12 protein-coding genes are annotated in these 19,934 nt (G+C 64.4%); 1 reads left to right on the top strand and 11 read right to left on the bottom strand.

The features are described 5' to 3' along the window. Positions 1–71: 71 nt before the first annotated feature. The 3 genes from pbpC to GTP23_RS05290 form a co-directional block, all read right to left on the bottom strand. The gene (gene pbpC, locus GTP23_RS05300; RefSeq protein ID WP_161034157.1) at positions 72–2,204 is read right to left on the bottom strand and encodes a penicillin-binding protein 1C; all 2,133 of its coding nucleotides are present in this window, start codon (positions 2,202–2,204) and stop codon (positions 72–74) included. A gap of 32 nt (positions 2,205–2,236) precedes the next feature. Further along, the gene (locus GTP23_RS05295; RefSeq protein ID WP_161034156.1) at positions 2,237–7,987 is read right to left on the bottom strand and encodes an alpha-2-macroglobulin family protein; all 5,751 of its coding nucleotides are present in this window, start codon (positions 7,985–7,987) and stop codon (positions 2,237–2,239) included. 114 nt (positions 7,988–8,101) lie between these two features. Beyond that, positions 8,102–9,004 (bottom strand): LysR family transcriptional regulator, encoded by a 903-nt coding sequence (locus GTP23_RS05290; protein WP_161034155.1) that lies wholly within the window; start codon positions 9,002–9,004, stop codon positions 8,102–8,104. Positions 9,005–9,143: 139 nt separating this feature from the next. On the opposite strand from GTP23_RS05290, the gene GTP23_RS05285 reads away from it, so the two are divergent. Continuing rightward, positions 9,144–9,941: an SDR family oxidoreductase gene (locus tag GTP23_RS05285; RefSeq protein ID WP_161034154.1), complete on the top strand. Its 798-nt coding sequence runs from the start codon at positions 9,144–9,146 to the stop codon at positions 9,939–9,941. A gap of 69 nt (positions 9,942–10,010) precedes the next feature. Here the strand turns inward: GTP23_RS05285 and rlmD are convergent, their stop codons facing one another. The 8 genes from rlmD to yoaA form a co-directional block, all read right to left on the bottom strand. After that, positions 10,011–11,354 (bottom strand): 23S rRNA (uracil(1939)-C(5))-methyltransferase RlmD, encoded by a 1,344-nt coding sequence (gene rlmD, locus GTP23_RS05280; protein ID WP_161034153.1) that lies wholly within the window; start codon positions 11,352–11,354, stop codon positions 10,011–10,013. Between the two features lie 98 nt (positions 11,355–11,452). Then, positions 11,453–12,454, bottom strand: coding sequence for an RNA polymerase sigma factor RpoS (gene rpoS / locus GTP23_RS05275; protein WP_161034152.1), 1,002 nt, complete (start codon positions 12,452–12,454; stop codon positions 11,453–11,455). A 7-nt stretch (positions 12,455–12,461) separates the two neighbouring features. Next, positions 12,462–13,409, bottom strand: a complete 948-nt coding sequence (locus GTP23_RS05270) for a peptidoglycan DD-metalloendopeptidase family protein (protein ID WP_161034151.1) — start codon at positions 13,407–13,409, stop codon at positions 12,462–12,464. Between the two features lie 40 nt (positions 13,410–13,449). After that, positions 13,450–14,382 carry a protein-L-isoaspartate(D-aspartate) O-methyltransferase gene (locus GTP23_RS05265; protein ID WP_161034150.1) on the bottom strand — a complete coding sequence of 311 codons (933 nt, stop codon included), beginning with the start codon at positions 14,380–14,382 and terminating at the stop codon, positions 13,450–13,452. After that, the gene (gene surE, locus GTP23_RS05260; protein WP_161034149.1) at positions 14,379–15,116 is read right to left on the bottom strand and encodes a 5'/3'-nucleotidase SurE; all 738 of its coding nucleotides are present in this window, start codon (positions 15,114–15,116) and stop codon (positions 14,379–14,381) included. The genes GTP23_RS05265 and surE overlap by 4 nt, the downstream gene beginning before the upstream one ends. Positions 15,117–15,185: 69 nt before the next feature. Further along, entirely contained in the window at positions 15,186–17,126 is a 1,941-nt protein-coding gene (locus GTP23_RS05255; RefSeq protein ID WP_161034148.1) for a tetratricopeptide repeat protein, read from the bottom strand. Between the two features lie 9 nt (positions 17,127–17,135). Continuing rightward, the gene (locus GTP23_RS05250) at positions 17,136–17,741 is read right to left on the bottom strand and encodes a toll/interleukin-1 receptor domain-containing protein (protein WP_155433483.1); all 606 of its coding nucleotides are present in this window, start codon (positions 17,739–17,741) and stop codon (positions 17,136–17,138) included. A 140-nt stretch (positions 17,742–17,881) separates the two neighbouring features. Continuing rightward, positions 17,882–19,927, bottom strand: coding sequence for a DNA repair helicase YoaA (yoaA, locus tag GTP23_RS05245; RefSeq protein ID WP_155433482.1), 2,046 nt, complete (start codon positions 19,925–19,927; stop codon positions 17,882–17,884). Positions 19,928–19,934 lie beyond the last annotated feature (7 nt).

Genomic DNA, 19,934 nt, shown 5'->3' with positions numbered 1-19,934 from the left:
CAGGCCTGCCATTGTGCAGACTTCAGCCGCAACTGACAACCGTGCGTTTGCACCGACGCGGGCCGGCAGGCTCACTCGCCCGCAGGCAGCTCGGCCGCGCCCGTATGCGGCTCCGCTGCGCCATTGCCACGCACCTGGAAACGCGTACTGGCGATCACGCGCGCTTCGCCATCGACCAGCGCCAGCAGGTGCTGGCCCGGCGTGGGGCACCACGGATAGGCGCTGCCAGCCTGCCCCAGCTCGGCGCCGTCCAGCTGCCAGCTCAGGCCCTGGCCCGCCTGCGCCTGAAACAGCACCCGTTGCACGGCTTCCGGCATGTCCGGATCGAGCGCGATGATGGTCGATTCCGCCGGATAGATGATCTTGGGCGCACGCTGGGCCTCGGTCACCAGCGTGATGACCCGGCTTTCGGTCCCGGCCATGAACCACTCGTTGCGCGGGCTCTCCAGCGCTGGTTGATAGCTGATCTGGCGCGCCAGCACACCGGCCGGCGGCGCCGGCGCACGACCAGGCTGCTGGCGGTGCAGATAGTCCATCACATCGCGCCACGCCGGCGCTGCGCCCGTCACACCCGAAACATCCCACATGGGCTGACCATCGAAATTGCCGACCCAAACGCCTACCGTGTAGCGGTCCGAATAGCCCACGCACCAGTTATCGCGCATATCCTTGCTGGTGCCCGTCTTGACGGCGCTCCAGAAGCCGGTGGCCAGTTCGTTCTTCAGGCCGAAGGTCACGCTGCGCGCCGCGCGATCGGACAGGATATCGCCGATGATGAAGCTGGCCCCGGCATCGAGCACGCGCCGTAGCGGCTGCGGCTGGGCACGCGGCGTCAGCGTCACACTGCCATACAGGCCGCCATTGGCCAGCACGCGGTAGGCATTGCTCAGCTCCAGCAGGCTGACCTCGGCCGAGCCCAGCGCCAGCGAATAGCCGTAATAGTCGGCCGTTTCGGTCAGGCTGCTCAGGCCTACCTGCTGCAGCCGGCGATGGAAGCGCTCCAGTCCCGTCAGCACCAGCGTGCGTACCGCCGGCACATTGAGCGAACTGGCCAGACTGGTACGCACACTCACCTGCCCTTTGAATTCCTTGTCGTAGTTCTGCGGCACATACAGGCCGGTAGGTGTGGCGATGTCGATGGCGCTATCGTCCATCACCGAAGCGGCCGTCAGCAGCCTGCGCTCCAGCGCCAGCTCGTACAGGAAAGGCTTTAGCGTCGATCCGGCCTGACGCAGCGCCGTCACCCCGTCGATCTCGGAACCGCCGGCATTGGCCACATAGGCCAGTATCTCGCCGCTGGCGTTATCCAGCACCACCAGCGCACCATCGCCAACGTTACGGTCACGCAGCGCCATCAGCTGCTGGCGCAGCGCGGTCTGGGCAAACCGCTGCAGCTGCGCGTCGAGCGTACTGCGTACGTTCTGCGCCGCGTGATTCAGCAACTGCTGCGCCACCTGGCTTGCCGGCGCCAGCTCCTGCGCGATCTGCGGCCGGCCCATGGCCACCAGCGTATGCAATTCGATTTCGCTGCAGGTGGCCGGTGCGCGCAGCTCGCGCGACAGTGCGCAGGCGCGCTGCCACACCAGCGCCGGCGCGGCATTCGGCCCGCGCAGCAGGCTGGCCATGATCATGGCTTCCGTCAGCGTGAGGCCGGACGGCACTTTGCCGAACAGGCCGCGCGCCGCCGCGCCGACGCCCTGCAGCTCGCCACGGAAGGACACCAGATTCAGGTAGGCTTCCAGTATCTGCGCCTTGCTCCAGCTGGCATCGAGCTCGCGCGCAGCCTGCACCTGATCCCATTTCTGCGCCCAGCTACGTCCCTGCCTGCTAGCCTGCAGGCGCGGATCGAGCAAGGCCGCCAGCTGCATGGTGATGGTCGAAGCACCGCGCGGACGGCTGCGGAACAGGTTATCCCAGGCGGCTTTGCCGGCTGCACTCCAGTCCACGCCTTCATGCTGGTAGAAGCGCTGGTCCTCGGCCTGCAGCACGGCGGCCGGCAGGGCTGGCGAGATATCGCCTAACGCCACCCAGTCCGCACGCCGCCCCTGCCGATCGACGCGCAGCGACTGTATCAGTTCGCCGTGCCGGTCCAGCAATTGCGCTTCCGAGCCGCGATACTCGCGCCTGACCTGTTCGGGTGTGGGCACGGCGGCGTGCGCCGCCAGCACAGGCAGCACTGCGCACAGTAGCAGTGGCAGCAGCATTGGCTGCCGCCATCGGCCCGATCCGCGCGCTTTCATTTCACCGTCACGACAGCATTGGGCTGCTCGCCGAACATCTCGGGGTTGTACATGGCTTCCACCCGGGTAGGCGGCAGATTGAACTGACCGGCATTATTCAGCCTGACCGTGTATTCCACACTCCACTTCCCTTTCGGTACGAACTGATAGAAGGCATGGTAGCCGTCGAAGCTGCGCTCCTCGAAGGCGGGCCAGACCCAGCCCTGCTGCTTGCTGGCGCCCAGTATCTGGCTGTCCGTGCCCAGCCCAGTGCCCAGCACTGTGGCACTGGCCGGAATCGGATCGTCCACCACCACCCAGGTCATATCGGTCTGCGCTTCCAGCTCCAGCCGCACGCGGTACACATCGCCGCGTGACCACACGCCGGCCTGCTTCTGCTCCAGCGCTGTGATGCTCTTGCTGATGCGGTAGCCGCTGGACAGGGGTGCTTTAAGCGGCAGCGCCGCCAGCGTCTGCACGGTCACCCACGGTTTGCCCGTGCCCGTGTGATTGAGTTCCAGTTCGGCCGAGCCGCGCGGCCACGGCAGCATGACTTTGCCGCCCGTGGCGTCGCCGCCGTAAGCGATGCTCTTGCTGACCTGCGCCAGCGTAGCGCTGCTGCTGCCCGTCACGGCCACGCGCTCATGCAGCTGCGAGAAGCGTTCCAGCGCCAGCGTGCCCCAGGCATTGGCCACCGTGGTGTTCCAGCGGCCCTTGCGCTGGCGTCCCAGCGCGCCGCGTGCCAGCCGGCCTATGTCTTCCTTCCAGCCCGGATTGTCGGCCACGGCCAGCAGCAGGCGGTTGGCATTGCTGTCGCCCGAAGCCATCAGCCACCACCAGTTATCGCTACGCTCGGTCGAGAAGCCCATGGTGGTGCCCTGCAGGTTCAGACGGGCGCGCAGTATCTGCTCGGCCTGGGCCCAGCGCTGCGCCCTTTGCGGCAGCTGGGGCGAATTTTTCAGGATCTGATACCAGTCGATCACGGCCGAAGTCGGCCACAGATTCGGATCGACAGCGAACGATTGCAGCTGCTCCGCCCGTATCGGGGCGTAATGCGAGATCGCTTCCAGCGCCGCCAGCTTGCGCATGGCCAGATCGGTGGTGCGCAAGGCCGACCAGCGCACGATACGTCCAGCCACGAAATTCCGCAGGCCCGTCAGCATGCTGTTCCTGAGATCCTCGGGTATCGCATAGCCGCCTTCGTGGGCGGCCGACAGCACATAGGCCGTCAGCATTTCGTCGCCCTGCATCATGGGGGCGAAATACTTGACCAGACCATCGCTATCGAGATGGGCCGGCAGGGTTTCCATATTCGCCTGCCACATGGCTTTATCGTGCAGGGCGATCGCGCGCGAAGTCGCCTGCTCGAAGCAGCGGTATGGGTACTGGTTCATATACTCGCGCAGTGCGGTCAGCTCGCTGCCCAGCCGGGCGCTGAACTGCACCTGCACGCCGCCACGCCCGGGCAAGGCATCTTCCGGTAGGCGTACCTGCATGCGCTGCCCTTGGTCCAGTTGCAGCAGCGTGGCCTGAGTAGTGCGCACCGGCACGGCCGGCAGCACGCGCTGGCTGACTTTCAGGCGGTCGCGCGCGGCGGCGCCATCGGCGCCGACAATGCTGGCAGCGATATCCCACGCCAGCGTGCTTGCGCCAGCCGGCACCAGATAATCCCAGCCGATTTCCTGCGCGGCGCCCGCTTCCAGCGCCACCTGCTGCGGCGCCAGCGCCTTGCCACCGGCGCTGGCCGTCAGCGCCACCTGCACCGCCGCATCGCTGGTATTGCGCAGCGTGAAACCGGCACGCAGCCGGTCGCCTTCGCGTACCACGGGCGGCAGGCCCGATAGCAGCATCAGGTCCTGCGAGCTGCGGATCTCGGTGCGGCCCGTCCCAAACAGGTCGGCATCGGCACTGGCAATGGCGACGATGCGGAACGCCGTCAGCGAGTCATTGATAGGCACTTGCACGCTGGCTTCGCCATTGGCATCGAGTACCACGCGGGCTTTCCAGAACAGCAGGGTATCGAACAGTTCGCGCCCTGCGCCTTTGCCGCCGCCACCGCCATGCGGCACGGCCTTGCGGCCGAAGTGGCGTTTGCCGACCACCTGCATTTGCGCAGTCGCCGTCTGCACTTGCAGATTACGCTGCTGCATCATGGCCTCCAGCAGTTCCCAGCTGGTGTTGGGCATCAGTTCCAGCAGCCCCACATCGACGGCAGCCAGTGCCACCTCGGCACCGGCAGGCAGCGGCGCGCCATCGGCCCGCGCCACCTTGACCTGCACGCTGGCCTTCTCGCGGATGTTGTAGACCGGCTTGTCCGTTTTGACCTGCACTTTCAGCTCGTGGGCGGCCCAGCCCACCCGCAGCGGCGTGATGCCCAGCTTGTAGGCCGGCTTGCCGAGATCGACCAGCGCCGTCGGCTGCACGCCGGCCGCACGGCCCCGCACCACCAGCGCCGAGACATACACGTTGGGTGCATAGTTGCCTTTGACGGGCAGCGTGAACACGGGCTCCTTGGCCGAGACCTGACGCACATAGGTATCGAGCACACCTTCGCGCTCGACGGTAATCAGCGCCGTCGCTTCACGGAAGGGCATGCGCAGCTGGAAGCTGGCCGTCTGGCCCGGCTCGTAGCGCTTCTGCTCGGGCAGCAGATCGATGCGGTCATTATCACTGGCGCTGAACCACCAGTCCGCGCCATCGGCCACCCAGGTTTCGCGCTGGGTGATGGCGGCACGCCGGTCGCTGTCATAGGTGCTGGCGCGCAGGATCAGATTGCCCGAGGCAGGTGCTTTGACTTCGCAGATCAGCAAGCCACGGCTATCGGTCTGGCCCGCGCAGGCCGGCCCCAGCGCTTTGACTTCGCTCTGGTTTTCATAGGCATAGAAGCCGCCGATCAGACGCCGCCGGTGCGAATACTGCAGGCGCTGGAAGAAGTCTACCGTCACCGGCGCCTGGGCGACCGGCTTGCCTTGCACATCGAGCACCACCACGGTGAACTTCAGGCCATCCTTGCTGGCCACCCAGCCATCGGGCTGCAGGCCGATCAGATAGGCCGAGTTCCACAGCGGGATGGTGGTGCTGGCCGACAGCGTCTCGCCATTCGCATCCTGATACGACATTTCCGTCAGCAGCTGCTGCGGCGTAGTCACTGCCGGCAGCTGGTCCAGCGTCACGCGCGCGCCGCCCTGCTTGTCGAGCTTGACCGTGCGGGTCTTGAAGCCGCTGGCAGCGCTGGCGTCGCCCTGCTCGCCTTCGAAGCTGCCTTCATCGTCATCGAACACGGGCTGCTCGCGCTCCATGCCCGTGCGCACATCGCCGGCATTGAAGGTGAAATCTGCATAGTCTTCGAAATACAGCGATCTGTTCTGCAATACAGTACGCAACTGTACCGGTACACCGGCCGCAGCGCCGCCCGACAGATAGCTGAGCTGCACATCGAGATCCACGCTGGTCGCTTGCACGGCCGGCGTCTTCGGCCCCTGCATCACCGCCTTCATGGTGGGCACGCGGAACTGCTCGACACGGAAGCGCCCCGCATCGCGCCCGCCCAGCAGCAACTGATACCAGCCCTGCTTGGCGTCGGCCGGAATATGCCATTCGCTTTCGGCGCTGCCATTGGCACTCCACTTGAGCGCCACCTGATAGCGCTGCTCGCTGCCTTCATGCAGCAGCTGTACGTTCTCCGGCTGGGCCTTGCGCTCGTCCGGCGTCAGCTGGCGCCCAAAAGCACCACGCCCGCGGTTACTCGCACTATCGGCCGTCAGCAGGCTGAAACCCTGCTCCGTATGGCGGCGCAGGAAGTGCTTCATGTGCACGGTTTCGCCGGCACGCAGCAAGGTGCGATCGAATACGGTAGTGGCCAGCACGTTTTCATCGCGCCGGTCGCCGGACGGCACGTTGAAGCGCCAGCTCTCGATACCGCGCGTCCAGTCCGACAAAGTAAAGGTCATATCGTTGCCGCTGCGCGCCGTGACGAAATAGGCGCTGCTGCCCGTGCACGAGCGCTCGGGCAGCTCGCCGCTGAAACTGGCCACGCCCTGCTGATTGGTCACGCCCTGACGCAGCAGCTTGCCTTCGCAATCGCGTATGCTGACCTGCGCCTGCGCGACCGGCTTGGCCTGATCGAGCGAGGTCACCCACACCAGCGAGGAACTGGCGCCGTGCTTGAAGTGCGCCACCATATTGGTCACCAGCGCCGCCGCGCTGACGTATGCGGGCGCCGGCTTTTCGGCCAGCCCGGCACCCAGCCGCGGGCTGGCCAGTTCCACCACATAGAAGCCCGGCTTGCGCAGCGGGATGCCCACCACTTCCATGGCCTGACGGCCAGCCGGTTTCGGTACGGCGAAGCGCTCGATGCCGCTGGCAGCAGCGCCCTTCTTCTGCGCCAGCAGCGGCTGATACAGCGCGTCGCCAGCCAGTTCGCGCGGCTCGCCGCCATAGCCGGTCAGGCGCTGCAGCCAGTCCATGATCTGGCGGTCCTGCTGCTCCTGCGCCATGGCGGCATCGTTGACGCGCAGGCTGCTGCCTTCGATTTTTGCCGCAGCTACTGCCAGACTGGCTTCCACATTGCGCAGCGTGACCGGCAGCATGCGGTCGCCGCGCGCTTCGATGATGCCGAAGCGCGCCGGAAATTTGATCAGCGGCGGCTGCGCATCCGTGCGCACGGCCAGCGGGAAGCGTTCCGCATTGAGCAGGCTGCGCCCGCCGTCATCCTTCAGCCCTGCCGGCAAATTCAGTGTGAACGCGGCACGCTCCGGAAACGGCCCCTTGAACTCCAGCGTATCGACGAATTCCGCCTGCTGCTGCTCTTTCGGCAGCGTGCCGTGATAAATTTTTCCGCCCGGCCCGCGCAGGCTGATGGCCAGCATATCGGCCTTGCGCACCGGCGCGGAAAAGCCCAGCCGCATCGGCAGGAAGGGGATGCAGCCACCATTCTTTTTCAGCTTGTCGCAGCTGAAACTGGCCGTAAAATCCGGCCGCGTACTGAACGACCAGTGCTGATCCTGCGTGCTGTGCATGCCGTTTTCTGCGGCAATGCCGGCGCCCCAGACCAGCGTCACCTCGGCCTTGGCCGGCAGGCGCTGCTTGCATTGCAGGACCGCCAGCGAGAGCTGCTCGAGGCGCTTGTCGCGCACGGCCAGCCGGGCGCTCCACACCACGCCGCGGGCGCGGTAATACGCTACCAGATGGCGCTCCACCAGATCCTTGCGCTGATCAAGCACGCGCTGGCGTTCTTCGCCCGTCAGCAGGCGCACGCCTATCCGTTCATTGATGCCCTGCGCACGGCACCATGCGTGTTCGCTGATGCTCTCGCTCGTGGCTGGCGCATCCAGCCCCAGTATGAAGACCTGCTGTTCGTCGATGTCGTAGGCGCCTTGACGCGGAGACGACATGAGGATCTTGGGCCCGCCCGTATTGAAGCTGTAGCTGTGTTCACCGGCCAGCGGCTGGCCGGCCAGATCGCGCACGCTGTCCTTGAGGGTAAAGCGGCAGTTCACGGCAGCCGGCAGATCGCGCTCGAAATCATAGACCCAGTTGCGCCCATCGACCCAGCGCCCCTTGCCGGGCACGGCGCAATCGATGCTGAACGGTTCCTCCAGCCGCAGGTCGCCCAGCGGCACCATCTGCGCATTAAAGCGCGCTTTGACCTGACGCACCTGCTTGACCGTACCAACAGGCGAAAAACCGGTGATCGAAGATTCGGCCAGAACGGCCAGCGGCAGGCTGCACAGGGCAGCAATACCGGCGAGACGGGACAGCAGGCGCATGCCAACTCCGTAAGCTGTAAGGGAAACAGCTCAGTGTTGCAAACACCAAAAGCAAAGTCAACAACATTACCGGAAAAACATCAAACTTCAAATACTTAAAGCCCGCGCCGGGCGCTAGACCACATCCCAGTAAGGCGGCGTGCCGAAATGTTCGCGCAGGGTACTCACCAGCGTGCGCAGTTTATGCGAGGCGCGCCGTCCTTCGGGATGGGCCACGTAAATCAGTTCCTGCGCCGCTTCGTGGCCGATGTCCAGCCTGACCAGCTTACCGGCGCGCAGTTCTTCGCCCACGATAAAACTGGGCAGCAGCGCCAGCCCCAGACCGGCCAGCGCCGCATCGCGCATCATGTCGCCATTGTTGACGCGCAGTGCCGCCGGCGGGCGTACGAAAACATCCTGCCGCACATCGGCAAAGCGCCAGTCGGCCACGTTGCGGTTGGTGTAGTAGATGGCGCGGTGCTGACGCAAGGCGGCCAGCGAGTCGGGCCTGCCATGCCGTGCCAGATAGTCGGGCGCGGCCACCAGCAAGCGCCGGCTAGGCGCCAGCGGCAGCGCCACCAGCCGGCTGTCTTCCACCGTGCCGTGGCGGATCACGGCGTCATAGCCCTCCGCTGCCGCGTCGATGCGGCGGTCGTCCAGCTCCAGCGTCAGCGAAATGCCCGGATGCCGGGCCAGAAACGGATACAGCGCCGGCCCCAGATGCATGCGCCCGAACGTGACGGGCGCCGACAGGCGCATGGGGCCACTCAGGCTGCCGCGCCGTTCCGCCACTTCCGCCACCGCATCCTGTACTTCCCAGACGATGCGGTTGGCCCGTTCGAGAAAGGCGCTGCCATCTTCTGTCAGGCTCAGTTTGCGGGTGGTGCGGTGAAACAGCGGCGCACCCAGATGCTGCTCCAGCTCGGCCAGCCGTTCGCTGACCACCGATTTCGACAGATGCAAACGGCGCGCGGCCGCGCTGATAGAGCCGGCTTCGGCAATCGCGACGAAGCTGCTGATGCCATCGAGTTTGACCATGCTGCCCTCCCGGATACGCAATTGTTCGATTATACCGAACACAAGCTCCTTCTTTTGCTCACTTATCCGGACGCGGTTTCGGTCCTACACTGGTTTCCGTAGCAGACATTCACTCTTCCCCACTTTAAGGAGCCGCAAAATGACCCACCCAGCCAGCCACACCACCACCACCAGCCAGCGCCTGCAAGGCAAAGTCGCCCTGATCACGGGCGCCAGCTCCGGCATAGGCCGCGCCACCGCCCTGCTGTTCGCCGCCGAAGGCGCAAAACTGGTAGTGGGCGCCCGCCGCGATGCCGAGCTGCAGAAACTGGTCGGCGAAATTATCGAAGCAGGCGGCGAAGCCGTGGCACTGGCCGGCGACGTGCGCTCGGAAGACTATGCCACCGCGCTGGTGGCGCTGGCCGTGCAGCGCTATGGCCGGCTCGACATCGCTTTCAACAACGCCGGCACCATAGGCGAGAGCGGCGCCAGCACGGGCATTTCGGCCGACGGCTGGAACGATGCGCTGGCCATCAATCTGACGGGCGCGTTCTACGGTGCCAAGCACCAGATCGCGCAGATGCAGAACAATGGCGGCGGTTCGGTGATCTTCACCTCGACCTTTGTCGGCCACACCGTGTCCTTCCCCGGCATGGCCGCCTACGCTGCCAGCAAGTCCGGCCTGATCGGCCTGACCCAGACGCTGGCCGCCGAATATGGCGCGCAAGGCATACGGGTCAACGCCGTGCTGCCCGGTGCAGTGGATACCGATATGTACCGCGACACCAACCACACGGCGGAATCGCAAAGTTTCATCACGGGGCTGCATGCACTGAAACGCATCGCCACGCCGCAGGAGCTGGCCCGCTCGGTGCTGTATCTGGCTTCCGACGATGCATCCTTCGTCACTGGCACGGCAGCGCTGGTTGATGGCGGCCTGTCGATCACCCGCACCTGATCCGGCAGCGCAAACAAAAACAGCGGAACCGTGGTTCCGCTGTTTTTATCCGGGCACAGGGCCGCGCGTTCAGGCCGGATTCAGATCGAATACGGCCATCGATTCAACGTGCGAAGTGTGCGGGAACATATTCACCACACCGGCTTTGCTCAGCGTGTAGCCGGCGTTGACCAGGATGCCCGCATCGCGCGCCAGTGTAGACGGGCTGCACGATACATACACGATACGCCGAGGCAGCAGGTCGGCACGGCTATGGCTCAGCGCCACCAGCGCTTCGCTGAGCGCCATCGCGCCATCGCGTGGCGGGTCGATCAGCATGCGGTCGAACTTGCCCAGTTCGATCAGGTGATCGGCCGTGATTTCGAACAGATTGCGCGTGTAGAAGGTGGTCTTGTCCGACAGGCCGTTGGCCTTGGCATTGTCCAGCGCGCGCTCGGTCAGCGAAGTCAGGCCTTCGATGCCCACCACTTCGCGTGCCTGCGTGGCCAGCGGCAAGGTGAAGTTGCCCAGACCGCAGAACAGGTCGGCCACGCGATCCTGTGGCTGCACTTCCAGCAGACGCAGCGCCTTAGCCACCAGCACGCGGTTGATATAGTGGTTCACCTGCGTGAAATCGACCGGCTTGAATGGCATGCGGATGCCGAATTCGGGCAGCAGATAGTGCAGTTCGTCGCCCAGCGGGTAGTAAGGTACGGCCGTATCGGGGCCTTTGGTCTGCAGCCAGAACTGGATCTGGTGCTGGTCGGCAAAGGCTTTCAGTTTGACTTCGTCGTCCGGCGTCAGCGCGGCCATGATGCGCAGCACCAGTGCCGTCACGCCTTCACCGATGGCCACTTCGATCTGCGGGATCTGGTCGAACAGCGACAGCGAACCGATCAGCGCGCGCAGCGGCATCAGCAGATCCGACACATGGCGCGGCAAAATTTCGCAGCTCTGGATATCGGCCACGAACACGGATTTCTTTTCGTGGAAGCCTACCAGCACCGTGCCTTTCTTGGCCACGTGGCGCACCGACAGACGGGCGCGGTAGCGATAGCCCCAGGTGGGGCCGTACAGCGGACGCATCATCGACTCGGCCTTGACCTTGCCGATGTGAACCAGATTATCTTCCAGCACGCGCTGCTTGACAGCCACCTGCGCCGAAGGCTCCAGATGCTGCATCGAGCAACCGCCGCAAATGGCGAAATGGCGGCATTGCGGCTGTACCCGCATATACGATTCGCGCAGCAGTTCATCCATGCGCGCCATTTCCCAGTTTTTCTTCTTTTTGAAGGTCGTGAAGGTCACCCGTTCGCCCGGCAATGCACCTTCGACAAACACCACTTTACCGGGCGAACCATCCTCATTATCCAGATGGCCGACGCCGCGGGCGTCCATATCGAGCGATTTGATGACGAGGGTATTTTCTTGCATAAGCTTCAAAATAAGGAGAATAGCCGGCGATCACCGCAGCGGCGCGCGGCACGGGATCAGCACCAGAGAGGCCGATATGATAGCAGAACAGCGCGCGACTACAGCAGCGAATCGCGCACCACGCCACGCGCAGCCATGGCGCGCTTGAGCTTGACGAGGGCTTCCTGCTGGATCTGGCGCACCCGCTCGCGCGTCACGCCCATTTCCTCGGCCAGGGTTTCCAGCGTAGCCGGATCGTCGTTATCGAGGCCGAAACGGCGCATGATGACCACGCGCTGCTTGTCCGGCAGGCGGGTCAGCCAGTCGCGTACCAGCAGTGTCATTTCATGGTGCTCGGCACGGGCATCGGGGCTGTCTTCGCTGGCGCCGGGCAGCATGTCCATCAGCGAGGACTGGGGATCGTTATCGAGCGGCGCATCGAGCGAAGTGGCATGCTCGGACATGGCGAGGATGTCCTGCACTTCTTCCACCGGACGGCCCACCAGTTCGGCAATGTCTTCTGCCGTGGCATCCTTGCCGTCATGCTGGCGCGCTTCCAGATGGTATTTGCCGCGCAAAATCTGGTTCAGTTCGCGCACCATGTGCACGGGCAGGCGCACGGTACGGGCCTGGTTCATGATGGCGCGCTCTATGCTCTGGCGTATCCACCACGTGGCATAGGTGGAAAAGCGGAAGCCGCGCTCGGGCTCGAACTTGTCGATGGCGCGCATCAGGCCGATATTGCCCTCTTCTATCATGTCGAGCAGCACCACGCCACGGTTGATGTAGTGCTTGGCAATCGACACCACCAGCCGCAGATTATGCTCGATCATGGTCTGGCGCGCGGCGAAGTCGCCATTCTTGGCCAGCGTGGCGTAATGCACTTCCTGTGCGGCCGTCAGCAGCGGACGGGTGCCGATCTGGTTCAGATAGTGCTGGGTGGTGTCGGTCGACAGTTCGGCCGCCAGCACTTTTTTCAGCTCGTCGACACTTTCCAGCACGGCGCCGGTGGCCAGTACTTCGCCCTCGGCCGGTTCGATGGCCACTTCTTCGCTGCCATCGTCGCGGAAATCTTCGGGCAGCGCATCATCATCCATGGAGTCGTGCGAGCTTGGTGTCATGGCTTAGCTAACGGTTAGGCAGGAAGCGCGACGGATCCACGGGTTTGCCCTGCTGCCGGATTTCAAAGTGCAGCTTGACGGTGTCCGTGTCGGAGTCGCCCATTTCCGCGATCTGTTGTCCCTTGGTTACGGTGTTGCCTTCCTTGACCACGATGCTGCGATTGTGGGCATAGGCCGACAGCAGGCTATTACTGTGCTTCACAATCACCAGATTACCATAACCACGGATGCCGCTACCGGCATACATGACTTTTCCTGCGCCGGCGGCGACAACCGGCTGGCCCGCCTTGCCGGCAATGTCCACGCCCTTGTTCTTGCCCTCGTCAAAAGTGGCAATCACTTTGCCGTCGGCCGGCCACATCCAGCTGAGTTTTTCCTCTTCCACTGCCGGCGCCGGGGCCGGTGCAGGAGCTGGCACCGTCACTACGGTTTCAGCCACGGCTGCGGCACCGGCCGCTGCCCCGGCCTTGCTGCCGGGCTTGTCCGCCTTGGCGCCGTCCGGCCGCTGCAGCTCCGCCAGCGCCGACTCGGAATAGGCTTTCTTGTCGCCGCGCGGCTCGCTCTTGCGCACCACGGGCACCGGCTTGTCGGCCGGCGGCATGGTGATAGCGCCCGTCTGCACACCGCTGCCGGCCGGCGCCGCTTCGGGCGGCAGCACGCGCAGCACCTGATCGACCTTGATGTCGTTGGGATTGGACAGGTTGTTCCAGCTCACCAGATCGCGGTAGTTCTGGCCGAACTCGAGCGCGATGCGGATCAGGGTATCGCCTTTTTTCACCGTGTACATGCCGCGTTCGTCGCGCACCACAGGGGCCGGCTCCGTCACCACTACCGGTTTGCTGCTGCTCGCCACAGGACGATCTATCACGGGCGCCTGATTCGGCACGCTGGTGCAGGCAGCCAGCAGCACGCTGCTGCCCAGTATCAGTGCGAGTGCGGAATTTTTTTTGGTCATACGCATTACTTCATGTTTCCTGAAAGTGGGTGTCGGCCCATTAAACGGTGCCGGCCCGCAAAGGCACAAAATGGCAGTCTTCCAGCGTTTCGCTAGTCCATTCGGCCTTGCCTGTGCGGGTAATGAGTTCGAGATGCTGGGCGCGCGCGCCCACAGGTGCTACCAGCCGCCCGCCTATGGCGAGTTGTTCCAGCAAAGCTTGCGGCACTTCCAGTCCGGCAGCAGCCAGTATGATGCCATCAAATGGCGCCGCCTGCGGTAACCCTAGCATACCATCGCCGTAATGCAGGCGCAGATTGGGCACGCGCAGCGGGCGCAGATTGACCTTGGCCAGTTCGTGCAGGGGCTTGATACGCTCTATCGAATACACTTCCTGCGCCACGCAGGCCAGCACGGCCGCCTGATAGCCGCAGCCCGTGCCGATTTCCAGCACCCGCCTGAGCTGGCCGCCATTGCGCATCAGCTCTATCATGCGCGCCACGATATACGGCTGGGAGATGGTCTGGTGGTGGCCGATAGGCAGCGACGCATCGATATACGCCTGCGATGCCAGCCCCTCTTCCATGAACATATGGCGCGGCACGCTTTCCAGCGCCGCCAGTACCACGCTGTCCTGCACGCCCTGTTTGGCCACACGCTGTACCATGGCACGCCGCACGGCATCCGATACCAGCGGGCTCTGGCGCTGGTTCATCACCGGCTGGGGTGCTGCCGGCTGCACCGGACGAGGCTGGGCATGGGTATGCGACTGCGAATGGAACAGCGGCGGCTTGCTGGCGCCGGTGTTGCTGCTGCCGCTGCTGTTGCCGCCAAAACCGCTGCTGGCGCTGCGCACAGGCTGGGGCAGATGGCGCGCTGCGTTCTGGGTTGCCGTCTGTGGCCGGACTACGGGTGCCGACACCGTGGCCTTCTTATGCCCCTGATCGACGACCGAGGAAAGCGGAAGCGGAAAGCGACGGTTTTTGTCGGTCATGCCAGTGCCTTTGCGAGTACGTCCAGCTGGGTTCTATGGGTGAGGTCGATCTGCAAAGGCGTGATCGAGGTGCGGCCGCTGGCGCAGGCGTAGAAATCCGTGCCCTCGCCGGCATCCTTGGTGGCGCCCGGAGGTCCGATCCAGAAAATTTCCTTGCCGCGCGGGTCCTGCGCCCGGATCACGGGTTCGGCCTGATGGCGCCGGCCCAGCCGGGTGGCCACAGGTGGGAGCAATTGCTCGTACGGCAAGTTAGGGATGTTCACGTTCAGCAGATACGGTGCCGGCAGCGTCTCCATGTATTGCACGATGATGTCGCGTGCATGGCGGGCCGCCGCGTCGATATGTTCCCAGCCGAATGCGCCCTGCGAAAAAGCGATGGCGGGAATGCCGAACAGATAGCCTTCCGTGGCCGCCGCCACCGTGCCCGAGTACAGGGTATCGTCGCCCATATTGGGACCGTTATTGATGCCGGACACAACCAGATCAGGACGGTAATCGAGCATGCCCGTCAGGGCCACGTGGACGCAGTCGGTAGGCGTGCCGTTGACGAAATAAAAGCCATTGGCGGCCTGCTGCACCGACAGGGGCCGGTCCAGCGAGAGGGAATTGGACGCACCGGAACGGTTGCTGTCCGGCGCCACCACCACGATGTCGGCGATAGGCGCCAGTGCGGCTGCCAGCGCATTGATGCCGGGAGCCAGATAACCGTCGTCATTACTGATCAGGATTTTCATACGACGATTTTACCCGAAGCAATGGCCGCCCTGCGCGTCTGCGCCTTCCCCCGTGCAGATAAATTTAGCTCAGCTGCCCTGCGGTCGGGGCGTGGCCGGTAGCTGATCGAGCGCCAGCAACTGTTCGGCCGTCCGCTGCGCCACTTCGGGGCCCAGCGGATGCAGGGGTTGCAAAGGCTGCAACAGCGCTTCGTCATAGGCATCGAGCGCGCCATCCTGACGCAATTCCGGCACCAGATCGGCCTGCCCCGGATGCTGTCCCGCATGGCTGCCCGTCTGTTTCAGCATTTCCGTCAGTGCCGCCCGGGCCTGCTGTACTGCGGCATGGTGGAGACCATGGCGCTTGATACTAATTTGCAACACCGCATCGAGCAGGCTGTGGGCCACGTCCGGCTCGTCCAGCTGCAGCATGGTCCAGGCCAGCGCGCTGCGGCTGGCCAGCGTATCGGCGTGTTCGCTGCCGAGGCAGCGCTTGCGCTCAGCCAGCAACTGTTCCTGGGCGCTGCGTGCGGCTTCGAATTCGCCCTGCTGGAACAGCTGCTGTGCGCGTTCGCCCCGGCAGGCCAGCGTCAGCCGGTGCTGGCTGCCCAGCACCCGGCCATACACGGCCAGCACCTCATCGTAGATCAGCATGGCTTGCTGGCTGCAGCCCCGGGCGCCCAGCGTCACAGCCAGTGCGCTGCGCGCGGCCAGCGTGTCCGGATGTTCGGCGCCGAGCAGACGGTCGCGCGCTTCGGCCACACATTCCTGCAATATCTGCGCCGCTTCGAGCTGGCCCAGCTGGAACTGCGCTGCCGCCACTGCCGCCTTGCTGGCCAGCGTTTCGTGCTGCTCGGTTCCGAGCAACTGCTGGCGTAGCTGCAAGGCCGGCTCGAAACAGGCCAGCGCTTCATGCCAGCGCTGCTGCTGGCCATATAACTGCCCCAGTTCCTGCTGCATTCTGGCCTGCGCCAGCGCCAGACTATTGCCTGCCAGCTGGGCCGGCAGCAGCGCCAGCTGGTCCAGCACGGCCAGCTGGGCGCGCGACTGCCACGGGTAATGGCCCGGTTCCAGCCATGCCAGCAGGGTTTCGTAGGAGCGCGCCAGCGTATGCCGGTCGCCTTCGGGGGTAGCCTGTACCGCCAGCTGCAGTGCTTCATCGCGGCTATGCTGCAGCTGGACTTCATCGCAATAACTGTCGAGCGAGAGCTGGCGCAAACCATAGCAATCGGCCAGCAGCTGCTCCAGCTCCTGCTGGTAGCCAGCGTGGCGCAAGCCGTCGCCATGGCGGCGCAGGCTGCGCAGACGGGCATCGTCGCCCTCCAGCTGCACGGCCACGGGATATACCAGCAGGGGGCGCTGCTCGTCTTCGTGGCTGCAGCGATAGCTGGTCGCGCGCCGCACCATGGCGCAGCCACCTTCCAGACTGGCCCGTTCCGGGCCGAACAGCATCACCAGCTTGCGCGGCAGCAGCGTGGTGCACAGGCCGGCCGTATCGCCCTGCCCGCTTTCGGCATCGACCAGCACGTGACGGAAATGGCAGGCCATCTGGGCGGCAAAACAGCGGAACAGCGCCGGGCAGCGGCGGAACAGCGCTTCCCAGTCAAAGGCGGCCAGCCGTTCGCGATACTGTTCGTCAAGCCGGCCGGCCGGCATCAGATACAGCTGGCTGCCCTCGTCCACGCGCAGCACATACTGCTCCCAGTCCACCGCTGCCAGCACTTCATAGGCCAGCAGGGTATCGTCGCAGATGCCATTGGGCTGATGCAGGGCCAGTTGCCGGGCGCAGGCTTCGAATAGTTCCAGCACGCCCGGATGATTGCGCGGCGCGGCGAAATACTGCTGCAGCGCCGGTGCCTGCAAATCCCAGTCTATCATCAGCACCGGGCTATAGGCCGCACGCCGGCGCGCCAGTAGCACGGCCAGATTGGCCAGCGCCGCACTACGGCTGCCGTCATTGCGGTAGGCATAAAAAGTGATGACTTCGCCGTGATCGCTGAGCGGCGGCAGCAGCAGAGGTTGGGTTTCCATGGCAAACCTTTAGCGGGGAAAATTGGGAGGAGGAAGCACCCGCCATTCGGGCGGGATATCGGGCAGCACGGCCTTGCTGCAGTCATGCCGGGGCGGCATATAGCGCTTCAGGCAGTGGTAGTGTTCGGCGATGCGCAGCACGATTTTCTCGATTTCCGGCAAAAACTCGGGGTTGGATTTGAACGAGTTGCTGGCCAGCGTGTAGCGGGAAAAATCCACATACATGCCGGGCCCGGCAATCTGCGGCGGCAGGCCGGCCGGATGGCGCGTCATGATGACGGGGATGATCAGGTGGCTGGGCAGGCGGTACCAGGCGCTGCGCTCGGCTTCGATGCGCTGCATGGCGGCATACTCGCGCCGCGTGTAGGCGTGGGCTTCGTAGCGCGGCGTGTAGATCACGATCATGCACACGCTTTCGCATAGTGCCTGGGCGATGCGCTGGTCGAGGTCGTCGCCGCCGCCCAGCTGGGCACTATCGACGAACAGTTCGTCCTCGTTATCGAAATGGGGTTCCAGATAGCAGGCCAGAGCTTCCATCAGGTCGCTCTTGAAGCGGCTCATGTATGCGTGATGGCCATGGGCATAACTGATAAAACAGCCGTGTCGGATTGCCATGACATCCTCCGTTACTGCACGCCAAACGGTGCAGCGCAGAGCTCACTCTAACGCCCGGTACCCGCGCGCGTTTGTGCCAGCGCAAAGGTGCGCCGGACTATCCGGGCAGGAATACGGTAGAAATGGGGGCGGGGGGCGCCCTATTCGGCGTCCGGCGCTGGCGGGTTCTGGAAGAAGGCGATGACGTCGGCCTGTTCGCGCGTGCGCTTGAAGGCCGGCAGACTTTGCCAGATGCGTTTGCCGTAAGGCTTGGAGATCACGCGCGGGTCGCACAGCATCAGCACGCCGCGGTCGCCGACGTCGCGGATCAGGCGGCCGGCGCCCTGCTTCAGATTGATGATGGCTTCCGGCAGCGTGTGGTGCATAAAGCCGTTCTTGCCCTGCTTTTCCATCACTTCGATGCGGGCCGCCAGCACGGGATCATCGGGCGGCGCAAACGGCAGCTTGTCGATGATCACCAGCGACAGCGCGTCGCCACGCACGTCCACCCCTTCCCAGAACGACTGGCTGCCGATCAGCACGCCGTTACCGGCCGCGCGGAACTGGTCCAGCAATTCGGTGCGGCCTTTATCGCCCTGCACGAACAGGGGGAAGTTGAGGCCGCGCCGCTCGAATTCATCGCGCAGCCGTTCGGCCGCGCGCTTGACGGCGCGCAGCGTGGTGCACAGCAGGAAGGTGCGGCCACCGGCCGCTTCGATCACGGGCAGGGCCAGATCCAGCACGGCATCCGTGTAGCCCATGGAATTCGGGTCGGGCAAACCTTGCGGCACATACAGTATGCCTTGCGCGCCATAGTCGAACGGGCTGGGCCAGGTCTTGGACGGTTCGCCCGTCAGCCCCATCTGCTCGGAGAAGTGGCTGAAATCGTTTTTCACGGCCAGCGTGGCGGACGTAAAAATCCAGCTACGGGGCACACCTTCGCGCTGGCCATTGAAGATGGGCGCAATCGACAGCGGGGTTTTGTGCAGCTGTAGCGACGAGGCATAGGCTTCCACCCAGAACACGGCTTCCGCGCCCTTCTCCACCCGTGCTTTCGGATCGAATTTCCAGTCGCGTAACTGCTGCGCCAGCTGCAGGCCGCGCTGGCGGCACTGCTCCAGCGTCTCGGCCCGTTCCGCCTGCGTTTCCAGCACGGCCAGCAGGCCGTCCAGTTCATCCTTGAGGGTTTCCAGCGCGGGGAAGAAGTCGCTCGACGGTGCAATCTGCGGCAGCGACAGGCGCACGATGTCCTGCGGGAAGGTCAGGCGCAGATCGCGCGCGGCCTTTTCCACCACCGTCACGGTCTTGCCCCAGTCGGCGCCGTCGCGCGCGTGGGCCAGCCCTTCGGCCAGCACATCGCGGCACAGTTCCAGCACTTGCGAGGTGGAGAAGGTATCGCCGAAGAACAGCGTGGCCGTATCGGGCAGCTGGTGCGCTTCATCGAAGATCACCGTGTTGGCCGAAGGTAGCAGTTCGGCCACGCCGGAATCCTTCAGCGCCACATCGGCAAAGAACAGGTGGTGGTTGACCACCACTACATCGGCCTGCTGGGCTTCCTTGCGCGCCTTCATCACGAAGCAGTCCTGATAATACTGGCACTCGGCGCCCATGCAGTTGTCGCGGGTGGACGTGACCAGATTCCAGATCAGCGCATTTTCCGGCACCCGCGCCAGTTCCGCCTTGTCGCCGGAATTGGTCATTTTGAGGAAGCGCGAAATTTCGCGCAGATGGCCTACATCGTCGCGCGAAGTCATGCGGCCATTCTGCAGCGTACGCTCCAGATGGTAGTGGCACAGATAGTTGGAACGGCCCTTGAGCAGCGCCACGGAAACTGGCGCCTGCAGCGCCGCCCGTACGGTGGGAATATCGCGCAGGAATAGCTGGTCCTGCAGATTTTTGGTACCGGTGGAAATAATCGTCTTGCCGCCCCACAGCAGGGCCGGCACCAGATAGGCAAAAGTCTTGCCCGTACCCGTGCCCGCTTCGGCGATCAGCGTGGTCTGGCTATCGATGGCGGCAGCGACGGCCTTGGCCATTTCAGTCTGCGAACGGCGCGGACGGAAATCGCCCACAGCCGGGCCCAGCGGGCCACCGGCGCCGAACAGGCGTTCGACCTCGGCATCATGTTTTCCGGGAGGGGCTTCGGCAATCTCGCCGACCACGGCAGCAGGTGGGGTCTCGGCGGACGGGGACGGGTGTTGAGTCAAAATATAC

This window comes from Duganella fentianensis (assembly GCF_009857835.1).
GTDB classification, from domain to species: domain Bacteria; phylum Pseudomonadota; class Gammaproteobacteria; order Burkholderiales; family Burkholderiaceae_D; genus Rugamonas; species Rugamonas fentianensis.
This window is presented reverse-complemented; position numbering and strand designations above follow the sequence as displayed.